Source organism: Blautia faecis, assembly GCF_027662325.1.
GTDB lineage: Bacteria > Bacillota > Clostridia > Lachnospirales > Lachnospiraceae > Blautia_A > Blautia_A faecis.
Window position 1 is genome coordinate 22,631 of the sequence record NZ_JAQDKY010000008.1, and the last position, 18,341, is coordinate 40,971.

Here is an 18,341-nt window from a genome sequence, read left to right on the forward strand (position 1 = left end):
GTTATTGTTCACTGGCAACTGATTTTCATATATTGATGTCGTCGACAGGCGACATGCCCTTTAGAAAGGAGGTTCTTATGCTCGCTTTAAAAATCACTGACCAAAAGAATTTTACCAATAAGCTTTTTCTTGGAGATACCTTCGATCTCTTCTGGCTGAACCAGGCAGAGATCATTACCAGCAATGTTTTTTCCATTGACGGCAAACTACAAACTGATTTTTTCGATAATGACGAGCAGGAATTTTTAACTTCCAGCCACCGTACGTTCTCTCTCTGGAAAGAAGTAAAACCATTTTGTTATTCTGTTATCCGTGGAAAAAAAGCGCCTCTTTCTTTCAAAATCGTGCTTCAGTTTTCTCCGAATAAGACCGCTGCATTATTGCAGAGTTCTGCATTTTCAATTTCTCCCGAAATGATAACAGGTCTGTATCTGAATCTCCAATATAAGAATAAGACCTTGCTTTGTATTACCGGAACATCTATGAAAACCTTTCTCCCCGGTAAAGAACTGGACCACCTTTGGGAGCAATATGTGATGGATTTTTTTCATCGCAGCGGATTATCCGTAGAAGAAGTTTAATCCTGTCAGAATAGGTTCTCCATTATTTTTCCACTAGAGCTATTCTGGCATTCCACGTCTGGAACCTTGCTTTCTTTTTCATCTCCCAGATAAAAGGCGATCATATCTACAAATTCACTGTTGGTAGGTCTGTATTCCAGAGGATATCCGGCAATCTCTTCCAATCTTTCCCGATGATTTTCCCAACATACATTTACAATTGTACGAATATCATGCTCAATATTAGATGGCTTGGATTTAAATTTCTTTGCAAGCCTTGGATAAATATCTTTCGTGATCTTCATTGGTCTTTCCTGAAATTCCATTGTCATGCGTATGGCTTCTGCTACAAAATAATATCCTTTATATTTCGATGTCGCACCAAGTTTGCGTATCGTGCCGTATACCTCTCTCATTTTTGTCCCTCCCACAATAAGTTATACTTCTGATTCTGCATCTGCAGTCAGCCCTTGATTTGCCTCTACATATAATACGAGTTAAATTTGCCTTTTTTAGCATTTAGAGACGAAAATTAAGAAAATTGTAATATTTTTTAGGGATTTCGAGATAAAATTCTATAGAAAAGCAGAATAACAGGATAAACTTTTCCAATTTTTCATATAAAAAGGACAGGCGTCCTAAATGCAATACTCATTTAAACGTCTGTCCCTTTTTGTCATAACTTATTTTGTCAGCATAAGCAGAATTTCATTACTTCTCTGAACAAATCTGGTCATCTCTTCCGGTGAAAGCTGTTTATGACTCAGCATAGCAAGATCATACAGTTCCTCGCAAATAACCGGGGTCTTCTCAGAATCCTTGTTATCTGCTACAAACTGAACCAATGGATGTTTCGCATTCAGAACCAGAGTTTCCTGACCGCCAAACATAGATGGATCCATGCCGTACATATTGTACATCTTCATCATATCCTGCATACGGCGGCTCTCTTCAGAAAGAGTCATCATAGCAGCAACTTTTTCATTTTTCAGATTCTCAACCTTCACTTCCAGTTTGTCATTCTTCAATGCTCCTCTGAATACTTCTGTAAGAGTCTTGGAAGTCTCCTCGTCAGCAGCTTCCTCTCCACGCAGTTCTTCTGTAAGATCTGCATCAATTCTCTTAAACTGGATAGTCTGATCCTTCTGCTCCAGATGGGAAATAAAAGCGCTGTCAATATTGTGTTTCAGAATAACAGCATCCTTCTTTGCCTCACGGAACATGTTAATATACTGACTCTGCTGAACCTCATCTGTTACATAGAAGATAGTAGTCTTCTCAGGCTCTTTCTCGTCTTTCGCGCCGTCCTCTTTCTTCTCTTCTGTGGATTCAACAGTCTCTTCTGTCTTAGTCTCATCTTCTGGTTTCTTGTTCTCTTCGATGCAATCTTTCAGAGTCAGATATTTGCCATCAATGTTCTTGAAGAGGATATAATCATTCATCTTATCTGAGAACTTGCTGTCCTTAATGCAGCCATATTTGATAAATGGACTGATATCATCCCAGTATTTCTCGTAGGACTCACGGTCTGTTTTACACATTCCGGTAAGCTTGTCCGCTACTTTCTTTGTAATATACTCGGAAATCTTCTTCACGAAGCCATCGTTCTGCAGTGCGGATCTGGATACATTCAGTGGAAGATCCGGACAATCAATTACACCTTTCAGAAGAAGCAGAAATTCTGGAATTACTTCCTTGATGTTATCTGCGATAAATACCTGGTTATTGTACAGTTTGATCGTACCTTCGATGGAATCATATTCTGTATTGATTTTCGGGAAGTACAGAATACCTTTCAGGTTAAACGGATAGTCCATGTTCAAATGAATCCAGAACAAAGGCTCCTTATAATCCATAAAGACTTTACGGTAAAACTCTTTATATTCCTCATCTGTACAACTGTTTGGATGTTTCATCCACAATGGCTCCGGATCACTTAAAGATACCGGACGTTTATTGATTTTTACTTTATCTTTTGCAGGAGATACTTCTACGACTTCTTTCTCACCTTTGTCATTCTCTTTCTCCTCAGTCTTAGCATCCTCGTGGATACGCTCTACAATTACATCATCATCACGAAGCTCAGCCTCATCAATGGTCTCATACTCCTGCGGTGCATTTTCCTTAGACAGATAGATATTTACCGGCATGAAAGAACAATATTTCTCAATAATCTCTCTCATACGATATTCGTTGGAAAACTCTGTACTCTCATCATTTAAAAACAGAGTAATTTCAGTACCAACTGTAGTCTTATTGCCTTCCTGCATATCATACTCTGTACCACCATCACAGGTCCAATGTACTGGAGCAGCGCCCTCTTTATAAGAAAGAGTATCAATATGAACTTCATCTGCTACCATAAATGCTGAATAAAAGCCAAGTCCAAAATGACCGATGATCTGATCATCCGTGGTCTTATCTTTATATTTGGAAAGAAACTCAGTAGCTCCTGAAAAAGCAATCTGTGTAATATACTCTTCCACTTCATCGGCCGTCATACCAAGACCTGTATCAATAAACTTCAAAGTCTTCTCTTCCGGATTCACAATAACTTGTACTTCAGCTTTGTAATCATCCGGAAGTGTGTATTCACCCATAACATCAAGTTTCTTAAGCTTCGTAATTGCATCACAACCATTGGAGATTAACTCTCTTGCAAAAATGTCGTGATCAGAATATAACCATTTCTTTATAATTGGAAAAATATTTTCACTGTTAATTGATAAACTACCATGCTTCTCAGCCATGCAGCTCACTCTCCTTTGTCTTCTTAATTATACAAACTATAGTAATACCAAACTGACTAAAAGTCAAGGAAAATTTAGCACTCGTTTTAATTGAGTGCTAGTAGTTTTTATTAAAAGAAGGGAGACCATTTCTGGTCTCCCTCATTCGTTCTGCTCTCATTCACAATTACTGTTTATCTGAGAATCCACTATTATTTTTTCTTATTGCGGTAAACAAGTATTCCTGCAATTAATACAATCGCAACAATCAGAATAATTACAAATGGGAGGATTGGAGTATTATCCCCGGTCTTTACTGCATTCTTCTGATTTGCATCTGTTTTGTCTGCAGCCGGTGTCAGAGTCTGATTCGGTGCAGCATTTACAGTGAAATTAACCTGCTTGGTATCCTGTGTTCCAGTGTTTACCCAGTTGCTTCCATCAAACTGCTGCTGATTATATGTGACAGTCAAAGTATAATTTCCATTCTTGCCCATGCGGAAAGTTGCAGAATATGGTGCGCCGTCCCAGCTTCTTGCCTCAAGAACCTCCCAGTTCAGCGGCTGATATCTTACATCTCCCTTAATCGGATTTTCAATATCCATACCTGCGCCAACTGCAGTGAAAGTAATCTTGGTCTCTGTAGTATAGTTTCCATCGGAGCTGATTCCTGTGATACTGTTATTCCCTGCATCAGATACAATCGGTCCACGGCTTACAGTGACATTAACAGATACTACAAGGCTCAGGTTATCCGGATTGGTAACACCGTCTGGAAGAGCAGCAGTACCTTTCACAGAGAACTTCTGTGCTTCTGTACTGTTCTGATTATATGCACTGCCCTTTACATCCCATTTTACAGAGGCATTCATATCGCCCTTGTTTGTAGTAATCTTAACAGTAGATGGAAGCTGCAGTCCAGCTGCTGACTTCTCAACCCCGTTTGCCAGACTGATATCAGATACTTTGCCTACAGCTGTAAGCTTGGCAGCAGCTTCTGTTACTGTAAAGCTTACTGGAATATTCAGGTAATCTGTCTGATCTGTCTTAATGGAAACAGTCTGTGTATAGGTTCCTGCTGCCAATCCAACTGCCGGTGCAACAGTAAAGGATACAGACTGGTTTGCATTTGCCTCTAATTCTGAAGCAGACGGAGCACTTACTGTAAATTCGTTTCCGCTTACACTTACAGCAATACCGGTTAATTTCACATTTCCAGTATTGGATACATTGATTGTAACTGCAGCTGGTGCTTCTTTGTAACCAGCTTCTTTACTGTCGAATTTCACTTCGGAAATGTCGGTAGTAAATGAAGGAGCTGGAGTAATCTCCGGAGTCACTTCCGGGGTGACTTCTGGTGTTACTTCCGGAGTTACCTCTGGGGTGACTTCTGGTGTCACTTCTGGGGTGACTTCTGGAGTTACCTCTGGTGTCACTTCCGGGGTGGTTTCCGGTGTAGCTGGTTTCTCTGCTGGCTGCTGATCTGTATTCGTATCATCCTGCTTCTGCTCAGCTACTGTAAGCTTTGCAATAAAGGAAACCGTTACACCTTCCTCTGTTTCATAAGTGATCGTATCACTGTATTCTCCAACAGCTGTACCTTCTCTTGGCATAACCCATGCATCAACTGATTCTCCAGCCGCAAGAGAACCCAGATCCTTTACCATAAAATGTTCCGGACTGATTTCTTTGAAATTAAGAGTGCTGTTGCCAGTATTCTTAACAGTTACATTCTTAGTCATGGAAGAGTTTGCATTTTCCTGTGTGAAGCCTGCATTTACGGTTCCAAAATCAAGTACTGCAGTACCATCTTCTGCAGTATTTTCTGCAACAATTTCTGCTGTATACGCAGGTTCCTGCTGGGCAGGGGATTCAGCTGAAGTTCCCTGATTTGCATCCTCAGTCTGTCCATTCTCAGGAACTTCCAGATAGCCTTCTGTTCCAATGTTAATCACACTGTCATCTGTAGTGATCTCAGACTGGGAATTGTCAGCAGAATTCTCTGTGTCCTGTCCATCTGCCGGCTGCATAACATCAGCGGAAGAATCAGTTGGTTCATCAGCACCAATGTCAATTACTTCCTCGGTTTGTGTATCTTCTGCTACATCCTGAGCCGGCTGTGTGTTCTCATCTGTCTGAGAACCTTCCGCAGGTGTATCCTCTGCTGCAATTTCCTGAACAGGGGCTTCCTCTGCCGGTACAGCCTCCTGCTCTTCCTCTGGAAGCTCGGTTGTCTCTTCCGGAGCTTCTTCCGGTGTAGCCACGATTTCAACTGTATTTACTTTCAGTTCTCCGGTTATGCCCATTTCGGTCTTTCCGGTAATTTTCAGCTCGATCTTATTTCCAAGATCTTCATCAACAAGCTTATAGGTCTTCTCAGTGCCTACTTCAGTGAGCTGATCTCCAACTTTTCTTGACCAGCTGAACGTTACATAATCGTCTGTAAGTCCTTCCGGTGTAACCTTTTCATAATCGGCGCTAAGCTCAGAGCCTACAGCTGCAGTTCCCTTAATCTTAAGCTGACCTCCAAGTTCTCCCTCTGGTGCTGCTGCCGCAAATACCAGAGACGGAAGCAATGAAAGCATCATAAGAAAAGTCATGACCATTGCTATAATTTTCCTAGGTCTCATATGCCATCCTCCTTTACATTCCCCTTTTAGGCTGACCTGTAACATTATTGTAACATATTTTAAACATTTTCACAAGCACTTTTATTTTATTGTAATTCTTACAGTGCATGTGACAGTGCTACTGTTCGCTCCGCGCACCGCAACCACTTCGCGCTGCACAGGAATCATGCATCCGCATGATTCCGCGCCCAGATTCTCGGGTTTTCTGTGAAATTTGTTTACAAAAAACACCTCGCGGAACATTGCCAGTGAACCATAACGCGATAGTTGCTGGTCACTTCTTTCTCCGGAAAACATCTTATGGGATGTATCTTCTCTTCTGAACAGTAACACATTATGTTCTCTTGTTTAGTGTCATTATAGCAACCTGATTTTATACTTATGTAATATGAATTTATCCGATAACTGTTCGGAATTCCAACCGGACATACTGCCTTTTCGCCAGTTTCATCACCTTATGTGAAAGTCAGTTACTCTGCAGCTGCAAACCTCTGCTTCAAAAGATCATCCCTCCACAATCAGATATTTTCCATCTGGAAGGGCAAATACTTCACTTGCTTCTTCTAATTCTTCATTACTCATGCCATCCACATCTGCACCCATTCCAGACAGATATTTTCGCACTTCGTCAATAGAATCTGCAACTACAGCCATGCAATCCTCCAGGAATTCCTCTGCTTCTTCGTAAGTTTCTGCAACCGGTTCATCAAAAAGCTGCTCCTGTTTTTCCAAAAATGTCTGAATACACTCCTCTGTATACATTTTTCCGACCTCCTGTTTTATAATAAAAGTTATAACTGTTTAGAGCATGCTAAATAATTATCAAAATTTTACTCTTCGCATTTTTCCTCATATAAATCAAGAATATCCTCTGGAGAATCCACAAGATAGTCCGCTCCATTTTTCAGCAGTTCTTCTTTTTCCCTGTATCCCCACAGAACACCTACCGTGTACATCCCGGCTGCTTTTCCAGTTTGCATGTCTGTTCCGGAGTCTCCCAGATACATACACTCTTCTGGCTTAATTCCAAACTGCTCCGCGATTTTAAGCGGACCATCCGGTGCTGGTTTCTTTCTTACAGAATCACTCTGTCCCATAACTGCATCAAAAATCTGAGACCCAAACATTCTTTCTACCACTTTCACGGCTGCTTCATGTGGTTTATTTGAGCACACCCCCAGCTTCACGCCTCTTTTTTTCAACTCTTTTAAGGTTTCCGGCATTCCCGGATAATGCTGTATTTTGTAAAATGGGTCTTTATCAAATTCTTTTCTATATAACGCTCTTGCTTCCTCATAGTGCAGCAATTCCGGATCTCCTGCATCGACCAGAAGTCTTTTTACCAGCATGTCAGCACCGTTTCCGCAATAATATCTGTAATTTTCTATAGGCATTGGTTTCAAACCGTATTTTCTTACAACTTCATTTCCTACAACAGCCATGGAATCCAATGTGTAGGCTAAAGTTCCGTCCAGATCAAAAATACATGCTTTTATCATTTTCTCATTCCCCTTATATTGATTTTCATTTTCTTAAGTTCATAAACCAGTCTTCCTACAGGAAGCCCAACCACATTATTGTAGTCTCCGCAGATTCCTTTTACGTAAATTCCAAATTTCCCCTGGATTCCATAGCTTCCTGCTTTATCCATAGGCTCCCCTGTTTTTATATATTCCAGAAGCTCTTCCCTGGAAACAGGATAAAATTCAACATCGGTCCTTTCACTGAAAGTATAAGGCTTCCAGATACCCTGTTCTTTTACAAGAAGGGTTACACCGGTATAGACCTGATGGGATTTCCCCTGAAGTTTTAACAATGTATCTAATGCATCTTCTTCATCTGACGGCTTTCCAAGAATCTTTCCTTCAAATGCAACTACGGTATCCGCACCAATGATCAGACAAGGTTCACTTTCATTTTCAAGTCTGTCTGCAACCGATATTGCTTTATCCTGCGAAAGCTTTTCCACCGTTTCCGCTGGATCTGTCAGGTTGGTTTTCTCTTCCCCATTGCTTACAACCACAGAAAAATCCACACCGGTTCTTGCAAGCAGTTCCTTTCTTCGTGGGGACCCCGAAGCCAAAACAATTTTCTCCATAATCTCTCCTTTTCTGTCTTAACAGTATAACCCTCCATTTATATGGGTGCAACGATTTTTTTCTTTTCTTTTTGCGTAAAAAGTATTACAATATAAACAACTCCATTAAGCTTTGTTTAGACAGATGGAAAATACCGAAAGGAGCAGACAATATGGCTAAGATTAACAAATATTGGGGAATGGTTGCACTCGGAGCAGCAACAGCAGTAGCCGGTGCCGTAGCAGCAGCTTTTGCAAAAAGACGTGCTTTGGAAGAGGCAGCTGACCTTGAAGATGATTTTGAAGATGAGCAGGAAGCTGACGAGCAGCCTGAAGCAAAGGATGTCCACGAAGATTTCGTAACCTGGGAAGCAACTTCCGAAGATGAAAAAGATGATGAAACCGAAGGCTCTGAGGAGCCTGATTCACAAGAAAGTTCAGAGGATACAGAAGAGGATTCTGTTGAAAATGCGGAAGATCAGAATAATGCTATAGCCGATGCTCTTGAAAAAGCAGCGAAAGATGAAGATAAATTCGAGGAAGAACTGGCTGAAGCTGAGAAAGAGCAGGACGAAGAAGAAGCTTCTATCCACATTGATTAATTGCAGGTAAATTCATAATTATCCCGTATTTCACAAATAGTGACAATCAGGCTTGTCACTTTCGTTGACAGTATTTAGATTTCACTTTGCAAGAAGAAGTTCCAACAGAATTTTCTATTGCAAAAACCCCCACGGCAATTTGAATATAATTTTCCGTGGGGGTTTCTTTTACGCTTTTGGAAGTTTAAATGAACTCTTAAGAGAAACAATACGGTTAAATACCGGTGCCCCTTCTTTGGAATCATGAATGTCTGCACAATAAAAGCCATTTCTTACAAACTGGTAACTATCCAGTCCTTTGGCTTTCAGAAGCTCTGGTTCAACATAAGCAGACATCTCTATAAGAGAATTCGGGTTCAGATTCAGTTCTCCTGTCTCTTTATCATAAACACCCTTTTCCTCATCTACGATATTCTCATAAAGACGTACCGGAACCTTACCTGCATTTGACGCTTCAACCCAGTGAATGGTTCCTTTTACTTTACGTCCGTCAGGTGCATTTCCGCCCTTTGTTTCCGGATCATAAGTACAATGTACAGCAGTAACTGTTCCATCATCCAATGCCTCGAAACCTGTGCATGTAACAAAATATGCATTCATAAGACGAACTTCCGTACCAAGGAAAAGTCGTTTGTATTTCTTTGGAGGATCGATCATAAAGTCTTCTCTTTCAATATAAAGTTCCTTTCCAAATGGAACCTTTCTGCTACCAAGGGCTTCATTTTCCATATTGTTCGGAGCATCCAGATATTCCACCTGTCCTTCCGGATAATTGTCAATGATCAGTTTGATCGGATCAAGGACTGCCATATAGCGAGGAGCCTTTAATTTCAGATCCTCACGGATACAGTACTCGAGCATTGCATAGTCTACTGAACTGTCAGCTTTGGATACACCACAAAGTTCCACAAACTTCTGAATAGATTCAGGTGTGTAACCACGGCGACGTAAACCGGAAATAGATACCAGTCTTGGATCATCCCATCCGTCAACAATTCCATTCTCTACCAGCTTCTTAATATAACGCTTACCTGTTACTACATTCGTCAGATACAGCTTTGCAAACTCAATCTGCTTCGGAGGATGTGGATATTCCAGTTCTCTTACAACCCAGTCATATAATGGTCTGTGATCTTCAAATTCCAGAGTACAAATGGAATGTGTAATTCCCTCAATTGCATCCTCAATAGGATGAGCAAAATCATACATCGGGTAAATACACCAGGTATCTCCTGTTCTGTGATGGCTTACATGAGCTACACGATAGATAACCGGATCTCGCATGTTCATGTTTGGAGAAGCCATGTCAATCTTTGCTCTCAGAACTTTCTCACCATCAGCATATTTGCCTTCTTTCATCTCTTCAAAAAGCTGAAGATTCTCTTCTACAGTTCTGTTGCGATACGGACTCTCTTTGCCAGGCTCCTTTAAAGTTCCACGATATTCTCTGATCTGGTCCGCAGTTAAATCGCAGACATATGCCTTACCCTTTTTAATCAATTTTACTGCAGCTTCATACATCTGTCCGAAATAATCGGAAGCGAAGAACAGTCTGTCCTCCCAGTCAGCTCCCAGCCATTTTATATCGGCTTTAATGGACTCAACAAACTCAGATTTCTCCTTAGTCGGATTGGTATCATCAAAACGCATGTTGAATTTACCATTGTACTCTTTCGCCAGTCCGGCATTTAAAAGAATGGATTTGGCATGTCCTATATGAAGATAACCGTTTGGCTCTGGCGGAAAACGTGTATGAACGGTGTCATAAACTCCTTCTGCCAGGTCTTTATCAATGATATTCTCAATAAAATTTTTGGAAACCTTTTCGTTCTCCATGGTTCTCCCTCCTGATATCAACTCTTTTATAGCATAAATTCCAATATCTGTCAGAGCATGTTAAAAAATTTTCTTCAATATGTGTATCGGGAATAATTTCTCAAACATATTCTGTTCTTTGATGATTTATCTTATCATAAATAGGTGCATTTTAAAAGTTTTTCTTAAAAAATTGTTGATTTTTATCCCTATCTATGAGAGTATATTAATTTATGCTACAAAAAAATCCCTGATATATAATCAGGGATTAAAAAGAGCTGATGACGGGAATCGAACCCGTGACCTCCGCCTTACCAAGGCGACGCTCTACCGACTGAGCCACATCAGCACTCTCATGTCCGGCATTTCTGCCGCTCACAGTTGATTATATTACCAGAAGGTTATCTTATTGTCAACACCTATTTTCAAATTTTTTCAAAAAATATAAAATAATTAAAATTCTTTGCTGCAGCACCTGCCGCTGCAACCTGGCAGGTACTGCTATACTGCATTTTTCATTTTTCAGGAATAACAATATTCCGCACATAATCTGTATCTGTCAGTAAGCCATCTCCGCTTTTCTTGTTTGTAAAGGAAGCGGTCCCATTCTGATTTCCGGACAGATCAAACTGAACAGTATTTCCCTGTACAGTTCCATTTACTACCTGGTCAATTTTCTCCAGTTTATACCGCATAACTTTACTCTCTTGAACCTGGTATTTCCCTGCCGGAAGTGCGAATACAGCCCTTTTGCTTACATCTGCCCGGGTGTCTGTGTTTTCTTTTGTAAATTCCACAGTTTTAGAGTAAATACGTTCTTCGCCATCCAGATCTGTTCCTTTCACCGTGAATGTAAAGGCCGGATTTCCCTGTCCCCAGACAATTTCATCTCCATGAAGAATTTTGTTTATTGTAAGAGTCACCATCTTCACATCTGTCATCTGGAACTTCTGAACTCCAGATGTACTTTTTACCGTACAAATCACCGGTTTTCCTTTTTTGTAACCGGAAGGAGCTGTTATTTCTGTAAGTACATATTCTCCGGCTGGCAGTTTATTAATCCTATGAGCAGTTTTCCCGGACGTCCAGGTGTCGATCACTTTTCCGCTTTTATCCGTCAACTGCATAACAGCTCCTGCAACAGCTTCACCTGTCACCTTATCCGTCTTTAAAAATTCCGCTTTTATATAACGATTTTCAATTACCATTGTATAACCTTGCTCATTCTTTACCAATCCATTTGCATCCACAGTAAATTTATAAACTGTGTTATCTAAAACATATCCGGCAGGTACTGCTGTCTCCTGTATACAATATGTTGCAGGTGACAGCCCTTCCAATTTTATTAATCCGTTTTTGTTTGTTGTGTATGTTGTTCCCGCCGAATCTGCATTTGCACTGCTTTCCCATAAACGGAATTTTACGCCTTCAATAGGAGGACGATTTCCTCCTGCTTCTTCCGTTTCTGTTACTTTTTTGATGTACAGATGCATTTTCCGATTTCTGACAAGGATCGCTTTTTCAGGCTCTGTTTTGCTTAAATTCGCCTCAAATACCTGCCGGCTGATTGCATATCCCTCCGGTGGTCTTACCTCACTTACCTTATATTTTCCAAGATAAATATCTTTTGAAATGGCTGTTCCATTTCTATCCGTTACTATAGTATCTGCTACAGTCCCAGCTCTCAGCAAAATATTTCCAGAAGCAGAACGGATGTCCTCCAAAGCTGTGATCTGAAATTTTCCATTCTGCAGTGCCTTTCCTGTCTCATCCACTTTTCTTATAGTAATATGACCTTTTGGAACTTTTTCCTTTACAATCACCCTGGTCTTTTCTGTATTTTTTGATGTGGAAGAAGGTTCTCCTCCGATCCAGTTAAAAGTACTTGTAGCAATATTGTATATATGGGCTTCCAGTACATCCGGATTTTGATTTGCTACATAGTACTGCTGTAAGTTACTGTTACTCTTCAATCCAACAGTAAGTAAAAGACGCACGGATTTTCCATAACAGCGCTCTGGCAATTCTGCCACAGAAGACAAGGTAATCGAATTTCCAGCAACATTCAGACTCCAATCTCCGCGTACACTGTCAGAAGCGCCAAATGAAGCTTCTACTGTCTGATCAAGATATATCTGAACCCCTTTCAGTTCAAAACAGTCTGCCAAAGTATCCTGGATTTTAAATTTGGAAATTTTCCATTCTCTTTTATTGGAAGGAATTTCCTGAACAATTTCAAACACACTTTCAAAATCTCTGCCATTATACTCTGCAGTAACTATTCTCTGATTTTCCCTTAGAATCCATTTTTGAGGATTCTTTGGTTCGGTTCTGTTTACGCTTGCCCTATCTGCAACATTGTTCGAGGTAATTGTTACAGCCTGCGAGTCTCCTTTATGCTGTGTCGTAACAGTAAAATGATTGCTGGTCACATAAGAAGCTACAGTTCCGTTATAAGTACAGGAAATCTCTCCTGGTACCATTCTGGCGTTAAAAATCACATCATAGGATTTCCCATAAAATCCTCTGTCACCAAGAGCAGCTTCTGTTGCCTTTAAGGTAATGTTCTTTCCATTTACAGATATCTGGAACCGTCCATCCACTCTGTTCTGCCCGTTTTCATAAACCTCCGCTGTTGCAGCTGTCAATTCTGCTCCCGCCGGCAATGTATCTGCAATTTCCATTCTGGTCATATACCCGCCAAATTCATTATCCGGCACATTTATATTCAGTTTATATTTATACTCACTGTCCGGACCTGGAAGAAGAAGGTCTTCTCTCCATACCCCATCCTGCAAATTGGCAGTATACTTCTTTACAGAGGCATTCACTACTTTGTTTTTATATCTTGTACAATCTGTAGTCACTTCATCTGACCAGGAAGTTCCTGCGAGCCCATTTATATGCTGACAGGTAATCGAAGCCTTATTTTTTACCTCATAACGGTAACTGTCACCACTGTAAACCGGTGTTATTTCAGTAGGATCCATTCTCACTTTTATCTGAAACTCATATGTTTTTCCATAAAAGTCCGCCTGTGACAATGCTGCCTGTGTAGCCTGAAAATTTATCACATCCCCATCTGTAGAAATACTAAACCATGAGGTTACATCATTCTCTGAAGGCAGCATCTTTACAGCTGCGTAACCAGCGAAATCGACTCCTGCCGGCAGGGTATCACTGACTTCGCAAGAGCTGTAATAATACGCTGAATGCTCTTCCGGGATATCTGTCTGCAAGGTATAATAAAATTCCGAGGTACTGTCAGACAAGGTGTTTGACGTTCCCTGGGAAGCCAGTGTATTTCCAGTCTTTTTTACAAGGCCAGGATACTCTACCGGACCATAGCCTTTCGCATCCCAGTTAAGTCCGGCAGACGTTTTACAGGTTCCAGTCTGTACATCAGCAAATACACTTTTGATCCTGCTTGCTGTTTCAATAGAATAAGCTCCGCAACCAGGCCGCAGAATTGCCAGATAGAAGCCGGATGAATTGTCCAGCTCATAGACAACTGTATTTTGCGGAATCTCTCCGTCAACGGCAGGTGCCGGTGCGGTAAGAACTTCAAAGTTTTTGGAAAATAAAGTTTTCTTCACTACATTTACTACAGAATCAGTTGTCGCATACCGGTGTCCTATAGAACCATTCTGAAGATTGATTCCAAATCTCTGGTACAAATCAATATCCAGCCATCGAAAACGATAGTTGCCTGCAACCGGAATATCTGTACCGCTTTTTACAATATCAATTTTGATTTCCTGTGCAGAGAGCTCATCCTTAAAGCTGATCCACAATTCATTTGAATTGCTGACACCAAACATAGGATAAATTCCCGTTATTTTATTTCCCTTGTAATCGTAGGTATAATCCTGATAATTATTACAGGTAAGAAGAAGGTCTACCTTCGTATTTGCTTCTTTATTGTATCCTACATGTGTAACACGAAAACCAAATTTTCCTTTTGCATTGTTATTAAGTGGAACAAAATACGGTCCCTCTACCATTGCTCCCTGCTTCATTCCTGAAATAACGTCATTTCCTGCATTGTTCCATGAATAAACCTGGGTATCCGCATTCCAGCCAAGTCTTGTATATTTGCTGCTGAAAAGCGTACTTCCATTTGCAACAGCGGTAAAACCGCCCTTTCCTTCTCTTACAGGAGTTCCTTCCTGTGCATAATTTTCCGGAGCAACATATGCATCAATCAAGTCATCTGTACTGCCATCTTCAAGCACTTCCAGACCATCTTGAAAAAACATGGAATCCTCTCCTGAAGTTTCCATTTCCTCCAAAGAAGACAAAAATTCTCCATCCTCATTTGCAATCAGTCCACTCTGAAAAAATTTCTCCTCTTCTGAAACATTCCTGTCGGCTTCTATACTGTCTGTTTCTGTACTATCTGTTTCTGCCCCATCCATTTCATCATGAGCAGGATTTTCTTCACATTCAGCTTCTTCAGGCGCTGTATTGTCTTGCATTACTTCCTGCGCTTCCGTTTCAGTTGACACCTTCTCATCTTCCTGTGCCCTTACTGCCCAGCCAGGATAGGAGAACGCTACAGGCACAGCCAGAGCCGCGGCCAATATAGTTTTTTTCAGATTTCTTTTTCTCATCCCCTCGCCTCCTTCTGGTCAATATCAGCCTGTTTCAAATATTCCTGATAGATTTCTTTCATGGTTTTGCTTCCATCCTGTTCCTGAATAACGCTGGCAATCACAGGTACATCATAGCTTACACTTGCATCCAATTCCCCCTCTAAATAGGAAACAGCAGCAAGTTTTCGAAATAGCGGTGTAGTGGATTCTCCTGGGTTCAAAACACTTTTATAGCCGTAAATATATTTTTTGTTTCCTGAGGTTTTCTCCTGATAAAGAAGAGTCCACTTCGTCTCGTCTGCCTGAAATGTAAACAATTCTCTGTTTTCTCTTATTGTTTTTCTGCCTGTACTGCCATCCAGAACAGCTATACTTCTCATAGGAACATTTACCTCCAGAAAAACATTTGCACTGTTTTCCCCTATATTTTTTACAACCGGATCTTTTTCCAGGATCTGACCGGGATAAACCTTTGACGCTTTTTGCGTATCCCAGTGGGCTTCTGTAAGCTGCGCCTTTACAGATCCTGCCGTAAAAACATTCTTTACTTCGCCGGCGGATTTGCTTAAATACGCAGCTGTTCCCCCGGCAAAAGACATAGTTCCGACAAGCAGCCCCATAACTGCCAAAAAGCTTCTTTTTTTCCTCAACTTATCTCACTCTCCTTTTTGTCTGCCCTTCAAAAATTTCTGTTGCCAGATAAATTACAAACAGGAAAAAGACTGCCGCAATTTTACCCGTTCTGCTTCCTGTAAAGTTCAGCACATATCCGGCAAAAGGGATGCAAAATACAACCGTGCCCTGCAGATTTTCCCACTTTACCGGTTTTGTATCCTGATATTGATTGGAATCCCCTTTTGTTACAAAAAAATGCTTTTCCTTATTGTTTTCAGCTACCCGGTGTGTAATCATTGTTCTCCCTTGTTCTGTGGTAAATGTAATGATCTCCCCTTTTTCTACTTTTTCCGGCTCCTTTTCCTTCACATATATGGCACTTCCAACTGGCAAATCAGGGCTCATGCTTCCAGACATTACGCTGTAACATTTCATGCCATATATCTGGGGAAACGAAAGTCCGACTAACAAAATGACAAAAATCACCCATATGATTTTCAACAGACCTTTTCCCCAGATTTTTAATCTCATCTGTCTTTTTCCTTTCTGTACAGTTTTCTTGCAGTTACTGCAAGAACCACCGCAGCTGCAAATAGCGCAAACCATCTTGCCAGCAGATTTGTGTTATCTCCGGTTTTAGGGCTTGCAGACGCAGTTGCATACACTTTTTCTCCTGCTGCTCCATTTAAGCTTTCCCCTCCACCGTTGTATCCACTTCCACCACTGTTTCCGTTTTCGCCATACTTTCCATTTCCGCTTTTATTTCCACTTCCGCCGTTATTTCCGTTATTTCCGTCATCTCCATTGTTCTCATCGTCATTGTGCCCCCGGTCACCATTTCCATTTTGACCGGAAGATGAATCCGAAGAGGCCTGACTCGCAGAAAATACCCATTTCACTTTTCCCAACAGTTCCTGATATTCATTATCCATCTCTTCACTTAAAGACAATTTTACAATCAGATTTTTTCCTGCTCCTGGTTTAAACTCACCAAGGGAAATGTCTTTTTTCATGCTCCAGCCTTTTTTCGTCAGATTTCCATCTACAGTTCCATGATAAAGAACTTTATTGTTCTCCAGAATTTCAATCTTTGCATAACTGGTAAGAAGCTTCCGTATCAGCTCCAGATTCTTTTTGCTGTACTTGTTCTGTTTGGCAGCTTCCGCCCGAAGGCTCATCTTAATGTTTAAATCCGAGTTATTAGCAAGCCTTATTGTCTGGCTTCTTGTACATCCAGGCTGCAGGTTCTTAAAATTTGCAAACAGATCTGTTTTCTCGCCGCCAATGATCAGCTTATGATTTTTGTCAAAAATCACACTGGTAACAACTTCGCAAGTACATGGCTGATAGGTAATTCCAAGATCCTTCTCATTTTTTCCCCATATTGCTTTCATTTCGCCGCTCTCTGCCTGTATACTCTCCAGATTTACAATAATTCTTGCCTCTTTGTTCTTATAACGGTTGTCTGCTTTTTCAGAGAGATAGTAGCTGTCCATCAGAGGCTTTTTCGTGGTTTTTCCTGCCGGCAATACATCCTTATAGTACCAGTAGCCGTCCTCACACAGCTTCCAGAGATCGGTGTTGTAATGAATTTCGATCATCTCAGGATCCAGTTCCCGATTTTCCAGAAACTGACCGGTTTCACTGATACTCCCAAACACTCTTCCAATTTTTATCCGGACAAAGGAATCCACAGTTCCTTCATTTTTTATATTTACCTCTTTCACCACTTTCTGTCCCGGATCTACATGATCTGGCCTTACATAATTTTCCTGTATGGAATTTTTGTAAAAGGACATGGACAGCAGATTTACTGCATATTCAGATACATTCCAGGCAGCCAGCGCAGTACCGCATGCAAGCAGCAGTACTGCCACCACAGTTATGCAGATACTTGTGCACTTATGCTTCTTCATGGTATCTCTTCCTTTCTGATCAGTTCTCACTGCCGCGGTTTATTTCCTGCAAGGTTCCTCCTTTAATTTCTTCATCCAACATGCGGTAAGCTTCTGACTGGGTAGCAAATCCTTTGCTCTGAATTGCCTGTGCTGTTACTTTCAGCTGATAATTTCCAACTTTCTGCATCTGTGTCTGGTTCCAGTCTGTAGGAATCGCAATATTGGTAAACAGGGTAGACTCCTCTCCAATATTTAAAATTCCATCCCCTTTTGCTCCCATATAATTGAAAACAAGTTTTGAAGCAGTGGAGCGTGCCGTGTCCTTTGTCCACAATGGATTTACCATTGGATAGGCTGCCAGCTGTGCAAGGTTGTAGCCAGGAATCCTATCCTGAATCAGTCCGGTAGCCTTACCTTCTTTTTTGTCATATCCACCGGTAAAAGTCTTATCAAAATAAATGGTTTTATAAATCAGATTCAACGCCTGATCGTCTGTGATCGGTGTCCCCTGACTATTCAGAATGTCCACACTCATTCTCACATAACAGGGCTCGTCCCCGTTTTTGTCGGAGGTGATGTTCTTTACAGTTGGATTTTTGTATACCGTGTATCCTGGATACATATTCTTTCCATCGTTTTCATTTGGATTCCAGTCCGGTTCTTTCAGACCAATATCAAGGTCCCCTGTGGTAAAAACATTGGTCTGCACAGAATTTTCCGTGAAATAAGCCATTGTGTTTCCAATTCCAAATAACATGGCACATGAAAGTACTCCCGCAAATAATACATTTCTTTTTCCTCTGCTCATTTTCATATTTTC

14 protein-coding genes and 1 tRNA gene are annotated in these 18,341 nt (G+C 40.9%); 2 read left to right on the top strand and 13 right to left on the bottom strand.

Translation table 11 applies throughout. The features are described 5' to 3' along the window. Window positions 1-77 precede the first annotated feature (77 nt). On the top strand, window positions 78-581 hold the full coding sequence (locus tag PGQ38_RS05795; protein ID WP_204454705.1) for a DUF5721 family protein: 504 nt from the start codon (window positions 78-80) through the stop codon (window positions 579-581). A gap of 5 nt (window positions 582-586) precedes the next feature. Here the strand turns inward: PGQ38_RS05795 and PGQ38_RS05800 are convergent, their stop codons facing one another. The 6 genes from PGQ38_RS05800 to PGQ38_RS05825 all read right to left on the bottom strand — a co-directional run bounded on the left by PGQ38_RS05800 (window position 587) and on the right by PGQ38_RS05825 (window position 8,017). Beyond that, entirely contained in the window at window positions 587-976 is a 390-nt protein-coding gene (locus PGQ38_RS05800) for a sporulation initiation factor Spo0A C-terminal domain-containing protein (protein ID WP_204454703.1), read from the bottom strand. A 267-nt stretch (window positions 977-1,243) separates the two neighbouring features. Continuing rightward, window positions 1,244-3,310: a molecular chaperone HtpG gene (htpG, locus tag PGQ38_RS05805; protein WP_204454701.1), complete on the bottom strand. Its 2,067-nt coding sequence runs from the start codon at window positions 3,308-3,310 to the stop codon at window positions 1,244-1,246. Between the two features lie 191 nt (window positions 3,311-3,501). Next, window positions 3,502-5,919 carry a hypothetical protein gene (locus PGQ38_RS05810; RefSeq protein WP_270431022.1) on the bottom strand — a complete coding sequence of 806 codons (2,418 nt, stop codon included), beginning with the start codon at window positions 5,917-5,919 and terminating at the stop codon, window positions 3,502-3,504. Between the two features lie 504 nt (window positions 5,920-6,423). After that, window positions 6,424-6,681, bottom strand: coding sequence for a glyoxalase (locus tag PGQ38_RS05815; RefSeq protein WP_118579061.1), 258 nt, complete (start codon window positions 6,679-6,681; stop codon window positions 6,424-6,426). A gap of 68 nt (window positions 6,682-6,749) precedes the next feature. Then, entirely contained in the window at window positions 6,750-7,418 is a 669-nt protein-coding gene (locus PGQ38_RS05820) for an HAD family hydrolase (protein WP_118579064.1), read from the bottom strand. Continuing rightward, complete coding sequence (locus PGQ38_RS05825) at window positions 7,415-8,017, bottom strand: Maf family protein (RefSeq protein ID WP_204454699.1); 603 nt, start codon at window positions 8,015-8,017, stop codon at window positions 7,415-7,417. Before PGQ38_RS05825 ends, PGQ38_RS05820 begins: the two co-directional genes overlap by 4 nt. Window positions 8,018-8,169: 152 nt before the next feature. Between PGQ38_RS05825 and PGQ38_RS05830 the strand changes: the two genes are divergently transcribed. After that, complete coding sequence (locus PGQ38_RS05830) at window positions 8,170-8,598, top strand: hypothetical protein (RefSeq protein WP_204454697.1); 429 nt, start codon at window positions 8,170-8,172, stop codon at window positions 8,596-8,598. Window positions 8,599-8,766: 168 nt separating this feature from the next. On the opposite strand, the gene PGQ38_RS05835 is transcribed toward PGQ38_RS05830, so the two are convergent. The 7 genes from PGQ38_RS05835 to PGQ38_RS05865 form a co-directional block, all read right to left on the bottom strand. Then, window positions 8,767-10,434, bottom strand: coding sequence for a glutamine--tRNA ligase/YqeY domain fusion protein (locus PGQ38_RS05835; protein ID WP_118579073.1), 1,668 nt, complete (start codon window positions 10,432-10,434; stop codon window positions 8,767-8,769). Between the two features lie 255 nt (window positions 10,435-10,689). Beyond that, a tRNA-Thr gene (locus PGQ38_RS05840) sits at window positions 10,690-10,762 on the bottom strand. A gap of 166 nt (window positions 10,763-10,928) precedes the next feature. Next, window positions 10,929-15,026, bottom strand: coding sequence for a SpaA isopeptide-forming pilin-related protein (locus PGQ38_RS05845; RefSeq protein ID WP_270431024.1), 4,098 nt, complete (start codon window positions 15,024-15,026; stop codon window positions 10,929-10,931). Next, window positions 15,023-15,658, bottom strand: a complete 636-nt coding sequence (locus PGQ38_RS05850; protein ID WP_148462756.1) for a hypothetical protein — start codon at window positions 15,656-15,658, stop codon at window positions 15,023-15,025. Before PGQ38_RS05850 ends, PGQ38_RS05845 begins: the two co-directional genes overlap by 4 nt. A gap of 1 nt (window position 15,659) precedes the next feature. Continuing rightward, complete coding sequence (locus PGQ38_RS05855; RefSeq protein ID WP_204454693.1) at window positions 15,660-16,154, bottom strand: signal peptidase I; 495 nt, start codon at window positions 16,152-16,154, stop codon at window positions 15,660-15,662. Further along, window positions 16,151-17,539 (bottom strand): hypothetical protein, encoded by a 1,389-nt coding sequence (locus PGQ38_RS05860; protein WP_204454692.1) that lies wholly within the window; start codon window positions 17,537-17,539, stop codon window positions 16,151-16,153. Before PGQ38_RS05860 ends, PGQ38_RS05855 begins: the two co-directional genes overlap by 4 nt. A gap of 19 nt (window positions 17,540-17,558) precedes the next feature. After that, a complete protein-coding gene (locus PGQ38_RS05865) occupies window positions 17,559-18,335 on the bottom strand; it encodes a TasA family protein (protein WP_204454690.1) in 777 nt (258 codons plus the stop codon). Window positions 18,336-18,341 lie beyond the last annotated feature (6 nt).